This window comes from Dietzia sp. DQ12-76, assembly GCF_014145045.1.
In the GTDB taxonomy this organism is placed as follows: Bacteria; Actinomycetota; Actinomycetes; order Mycobacteriales; family Mycobacteriaceae; genus Dietzia.
In genome coordinates this window covers 1-6,157 of sequence record NZ_JAALDV010000258.1, presented here as the reverse complement: position 1 = coordinate 6,157, position 6,157 = coordinate 1, and the positions used below count along the sequence as shown (strand labels likewise).

General features: G+C 71.5%; 4 protein-coding genes. All 4 read right to left on the bottom strand.

All coding sequences use genetic code 11. The features are described 5' to 3' along the window. On the bottom strand, positions 1-1,649 hold a 1,649-nt coding region (locus G6019_RS09575; protein ID WP_182627492.1), incomplete at its 3' end, for an ATP-binding protein. Beyond that, complete coding sequence (locus tag G6019_RS09570) at positions 1,646-2,833, bottom strand: metallophosphoesterase family protein (protein WP_182612815.1); 1,188 nt, start codon at positions 2,831-2,833, stop codon at positions 1,646-1,648. The genes G6019_RS09570 and G6019_RS09575, both read right to left, overlap by 4 nt. Before the next feature lie 61 nt (positions 2,834-2,894). Continuing rightward, on the bottom strand, positions 2,895-3,671 hold the full coding sequence (locus tag G6019_RS09565; protein WP_309230201.1) for a hypothetical protein: 777 nt from the start codon (positions 3,669-3,671) through the stop codon (positions 2,895-2,897). Then, the coding region (locus G6019_RS09560; RefSeq protein WP_182627491.1) for a DEAD/DEAH box helicase at positions 3,668-6,157 on the bottom strand (2,490 nt) is incomplete at its 5' end. The genes G6019_RS09560 and G6019_RS09565, both read right to left, overlap by 4 nt.

Sequence of the window (6,157 nt, the reverse complement as noted above, 5' to 3'; positions counted from 1 at the left end):
CCGTCGGTCGAGTCCGCAGGCGCATCCTCATGAGACGCCACCGCCGCGGCGAGGGCCTCCCGACGTCGGGCCAGGTCTTCGGGGGTGTCCCCGTTGAGCAGGTCGGCCCTGCGTCGCCGGTGCGCCGCGAGGTCGGCCCGGAGTCCCTCGGCCCGTCGTTCGCGCGTCTCCGCCTCGGCGAGCGAAGCGCAGCCACAATCGAGCAGTAACTCTTCGAGGCGGGCCCTGGCCGTCGACTCCGCGCGGCGGACGGCGTCGGTGTCCCCGGCGGGGACGACGGTCAGCGACACCGTTCCCACCCGGAACACGGTGTCCTCGACGATCTCGCGCTCCCAGCCCACGGACGCATCGATCGTCTCCTCGCCGATGCGGGCCGTCCCCTCGCCGGCAACTGTCACCGTCGGGGCGCTGGCCGCGCTCCGGACCACGGCTTCGCGTAAGGATGCCTCCGCGGCGCGGATCCGGTCGACGGTGCCGCCGGGGAGGTCGATGGCCGCGAGCTCTGCCTCGGTAGCGGCGAGCTCCCGCCCGACAGAACCGAGGGTCTCGAGAAGAGAATCGAGGCCCGACAGGTCCGCGCGACGCCGAGCCTGCTCGCGAGCGTCCCGATCCGCGTCGGCCAGTCTGCGAGCTCTGGTGACCCGTTCCTCGGCCGCCTCCAGGGCAGCTCGCGCCTCACTCGCCCTGCTCTCGGCCGGCTCCAGTCGCCGCGCCGCATCCTCGGTGGCATCGCGCAGCTCGGTTTCCCGGATCACCGCCTCCCCGCGGAGCGCGATGAGGCTCGCGCGCTCCCGCTGGAGCCGGGTCGCCGCATCGTACGCGGCCGCGGCGCGGTCGACCTCGGCCTCCGCAGCTCTCAGTGCCTCCCGTAACCGGTCCACCGACCGTCCCGACTCCTCCAATCGCGCCACCTCCAGCTCGACGGCCTCGAGGGAGGAACGACGGCTGGCGTGGACGGCCGAGTGGTGGGCGTGTTCGGTCACCGCGGCATCGAGCTCGGCCAGTCTCGCCCTGGCCTCGGCCAGGGCGGACCGTGCGTCAGTGAGCCTGGTCTCGGACCGCGCGAGGTCACCGGTCGGTTCTCCCCGTCGCGCCGTGAGATAGCGGTGACGCTCCTCGGCGACCCGCGTGAGCAGGGTGTCGTCGCCGGTGGGATCGGCGCCACCGGCTGCGGTGTCCAGGGCTCGCCTCAGCGACTCCATCCCCTTGCCCGCCTCCACCTGGCCGATGGGTTCGTCCTGGGCGATGCGGAGAGCCCTCCACAGAGACCTGTCGACCCTGCGGTCGAGGACGTCCCGCACGTAGTCGTGGGCGTCGTCGCCCGTCAGTGCCACCTTCGCCGACTCGGGGAACTCGAGCGTGGTGCGCTTTCCGCGGACGAATTCCTTGCGGTACCGCATCCGCTCGCGGTCCACGGTGAATTCCGCCTCCACCACCACCGGAACGTCACGGCCCACCGGGCTGGCCGCCTTGATCTCCGCCCGCCCGGAGGACGCCTTGTGTTCGAGGAGCATCTCCAGCGCGTCCATGAGGCTCGTCTTCCCGGACTCGTTGGGGCCCTCGATCACGAACACACCGCGAGGGGGCACCTGCACCTCCTCCCGGGCCACCCCACGGAAGTCCTCGACACGGAGTCGGTGCAGGATCATCGGTTGCCTCCGTCCACGAGCCGGTGGAGCAGACTGAGAGCGTTGCCCGCGTCCTCGGAGTCCGATCCGTCCGAAGCCGCCAACCCCACGAGGTCCTGCACGGCACGCTCGGCGTAACCGTCGACCATCCCGGCAAAGTCCGAGTCGTCGGCGCGGACCACGAGATGCGTGAGCCGCTCCCGCAGGTAGGCCGCCGCGAACAATTCCGCCCACGTCTCCAGGAGATCGTCGATCCTGGCGCGCAGGGCCACGTCCACGGTCCCGGTGAGACCCAGTTTGAGGACCGTCCTGGGTTTGTCCCGTACGGCCTCGATGCCCTCGGCGAGCGCGTCGAGGTCCGAGTCGGTCTCGATTTCCGCGGTGATCGCGAGAAACGACCATCGCCCGGTCCGCACCGGTGTGACCAGGCAACTGCCCGTGCCACCGGTCGACCCCTCCGCCCCGAGCTCGACGAGGAGTGCATGACCGGACGCCTTCTCCACATCATCGAAGGCCGTGGTCTCCGGGCTGCCCGGGTACCAGATCCGGTCGCCTGCCCCTACACGGGTGACGGAATGCCTGTCGCCGAGCGCCACGTAGTCGACCAGACCCGACCCGACGGCGGCCTCGAGGTCCGCGACGCGGATGGCCTCGACGGACGGTGAGTCTCCGCCGTAGACCTCATCGGTACCGCCGTGTGCGACGAGCACTCTCAGGTTGTCCGTCGGTTCGAGGTCGCCGAGAAGAGCGGGAAGCCGGGCGGGATCCGGGCGTTTCGAGGTCCACGGGACCCCCACCACCTCGATTCCGGGACGCACCTCGACGGGGTCGGAGTCGCAGAGGACGGTGACGGCCCCGCCCTCCACCGCCGATGAGAAGTCCCGACACCGCAGGACCGAGGAGACGTCGAGCGGGTCGTGGTTTCCGGGAAGGATCAGCACCGGCACGGGGAAGGCGGCGAGAACCTCCGCGGCACGGAGCACGATCGAGCGGGGGACCGCGTTGTCCTCGAACGCGTCACCGGCGACGACGACGAACTCGGCGCCGTGCTCGACGGCCAGATCCCCCAGCGACGCCACCGCGGCGAGACGGTCCGCGGTGTACACCGCCTGCGACTCCGTACCGAGAAATCGCCGGGTCATCCCCAACTGCCAGTCCGCCGAATGAAGGAATCGGATCATGCCGCCGCCCCGTCGCCTGTCCATGGCCGCATCGTAGGTCGACGCTCCGACACGGTCTCCTCGGGATGCACCCCGGGTGCGCCGATCACGGGTACCGGTACCGGGTGAAGGCATCGAGAAAGTCCTCGAGGTCGGCCACCACACGCAACTGCTCGAGCGGGTCCCCGGTCGCCGCGGCGGCGAGTCTCCTGGTGACCGGCGCGTCGAGCAGGTCCTCGAGACCTGCCGGGGCCGGTGTGGGAAGCGCGGGGAGCAGCGGATCACGCCCCCACAGGCCGTCCTCCACATCGAACGCGATCGCGCCGGTGTCCCCCTCGGCGTGCCCTCCCAGCACCGCGCCGACCGCCCCGGCGCTCAGTCCCCGGAGCGCGAACATCACCTCGGGTGTGGCGTCCCACCACTCCACCAGGACGTAAGCGGCGGACAGGACATGCCGGCAGGGGCCGGGTTGTACCGGACAGCGGCACGTGAACCGGGTGGCACCGTGGACCGCCGGGAGCAGCAGGAACCCGACGGTGTCGGAGAACTCACCGGCGAGCGCGCGCAGAACTCCCCCGTCCTCGCCCCGGAGCGCCACCCGCAGAGCCTCGGTGTCCTTGGTGTCGAGCGGGGAGAACTCGAACTCCACCGTGAACGGGTCCGCTTGGCTTCCGTCGACGTCGCATCGCACGATCCGGCCCGAGTGCTCGAGCGAGAGCACCCGTCCCTCGCGCGCATCCCTGCGGCCGAGGGACACCTCGCCGCGGGTCGCACCGGACTCGATGTCCGAGGACCACCGGCGACTCCACATGTGCGTCCCGAACGCGCCGGCCCTCGACCTGGTGGGGATGCCCACCCCCCCGCCCGCACCCCGCCGGCTCACTCGTCGTCCCTCCCCTCGCCTGTCAGCGCGACGAGAGAGGCGAGGTCCGCATCGGTGAGGTCGGTGAGCACGCCCGCGAGGGGCCCCAGTGTCAGATCCGCCAGCTCGCGTTTGGATTCGAGCAGCTCGTCGATGCGGTCCTCGACCGTCCCCGGGGCCACGAGGGTCCGGATCTGGACGGGACGGGTCTGACCGATCCGGTGCACCCGGTCGGTCGCCTGGTTCTCCAAGGCGGGGTTCCACCACCGGTCCAGATGCACCACGTGGTTGGCCTCCGTCAGCGTGAGCCCGGTCCCGCCCGCCCGGAGTGACGCGAGCATCAGCGGCGGCCCCTGCGGGCTCTGGAACACCTCGACCATCGACGCCCGACCGCCTGCGGTGACGCCCCCGTGGAGGAAGGGCACCCCTGTCGCCGCGCGACGCTCGAGCAGCGGGAGGATGAGGTCCCCGAAAGCCCGGTACTGGGTGAACAACAGGACCTTCTCCCCCGCGTCGAGGATCTCGGTGAGGACCTCGTCCAGTGCCGCCAGTTTGCCGGACCGGTGTCGCCCACCCCGCAGCAGCGAGGACCCGTCCCCGAGATAGTGCGAAGGATGGTTGCAGACCTGCTTGAGCGCGCTGAGACCGGACAGGATCGCACCCTTGCGGGACGCTCCCTCAGACTCCCTGACCTGCTCCATCATGTCCTCGACGACCGCCTGGTACAGCGTCGCCTGCTCACGGGTCAGGGGGGCGTCGACCCTGATGTGTTGCTTGGCCGGGAGATCCGCGGCCACGGCCGGGTCCGACTTGAGCCGACGCAGGACGAACGGGGCCGCCAGGGCGCGCAACCGGGTGGCCGCGGCCTCGTCTCTGTGCGATTCGATGGGGACCGCGAACCGGGCGCGGAAGGTGCTGGCCGACCCGAGCAACCCAGGGTTGGCGAAGTCGAACACCGCCCGCAGTTCGTCCAACCTGTTCTCCACCGGGGTCCCGGTGAGCGCGATCCGGTGCCGGGCGGGGATGGAGCGGATCGCGCGGGACACCGCGGTCGCCGGGTTCTTGACGGTCTGGGCCTCGTCGGCGACCACGCGTCGCCACTCCACCCCGGACAGCAGGTCGACGTCCCGGGTGGCCGTTCCATAGGAGGTCAGGACGAGATCCGAGTCCGTCATCCGCGCGGCGGCGCCCTCCCCCCGGCCGCGTCCCTGACCATGGTGGACGTGGACCCGGAGCTCCGGGGCGAACCTCGAGGCCTCACGCTCCCACGTGGACACCAGGGTCAGGGGCGCGACCACCAGGGTGGGACCGGACCCCCCGGTCGCGTGTTCGGTCGCCGTGAGCGCGAGGACCTGCATCGTCTTGCCGAGCCCCATGTCGTCGGCCAGGACCGCGCCGGTGCCGGCCCGCGAGAGGGCCGCGAGCCACCTGACGCCGTCCAGTTGATACGGCCGCAGGGAGGCCCGGAACCACTCCGGCAGCGCGATCGGCGACGACGACGAGGGGATCCAGTCGAGGGTGGTGGGCGCCTCGACCTCGACGCCCTCCGCCTCGTCGGACATCAGTGCCGCGACGAGAGCCGGGGCTGTCGTCCTCTGACCTCGCCTGGCCGCGAGGAAGCGAGCCGCCCGTCGGAGCGCGCCGGGATCGGCGCGGACCCACTGTCCACGGAGCTTGACCAGATCCGAGGCGGCGTCGAGCAGCATCCGGGCCTCGGTGGCGTCCAGCGGGCTGTCGTCGACCACCAGCTCCCAGTCCACATCCGCCAGCTGTTCGAGCCCGAGTCGGTGCCCCGAGTCCACCGACTCGGTCCCGGGCTCCGTGACGGTCGCCCTCACCGCGGTTCTGACCCTCGTCCAGGATCTCGGGAGGAGGACCTCGATCCCACGGCCACGGAGCGCCTCGACGCCCTCGTCGACCAGGTCGACCACGAGGTCGGTCGGGAGCAGCAGATCGGGAGCGCCGGCCGCCTGGGTGGCGCGGGACAGCGGCGGCCACGAGCGGACCGCCCGCGCCACCACATCACGTACGGGCCCGTCCACCGAGGAGGTGTCGGCGAGATCGGAGAACGGACGGAGCGAATCCGCGCCCGTCCGGACGAGCACCTGGAACCGCCAGACGACGCCGACGTCCGAGGACTCCTCCGCGCGACCCCCGACGGTGGCGCCGTCCACCGTGTCCCCGTCCACCGTGTCCCCGTCCACAGTGCCCCCGCCCGCCGTGTCGTCGTCGGACGGTTCGACCACGCGGAAGACCACGTCCACGTCCTTCGCCGCAGCCGCGCGACCGAACTCGCGGACCGCATCGGCCAGTGCCTGCCCGGCCGAGGCCACCTGACCACCCCCGACCAACGCCTCGCCGAGTTCGCTGCGCCGGTCGGCCGCGAGGGGAGCCAGTGCCGCGCGGGCGTGATGATCCGTCAACTCCGACAGGAGCCGGACCAGTTCCTCCCGGGTGGCGACCAACCCGTGACTCCGGTGCAGGCTCTCGGTGGTCCAGGCCCCGAT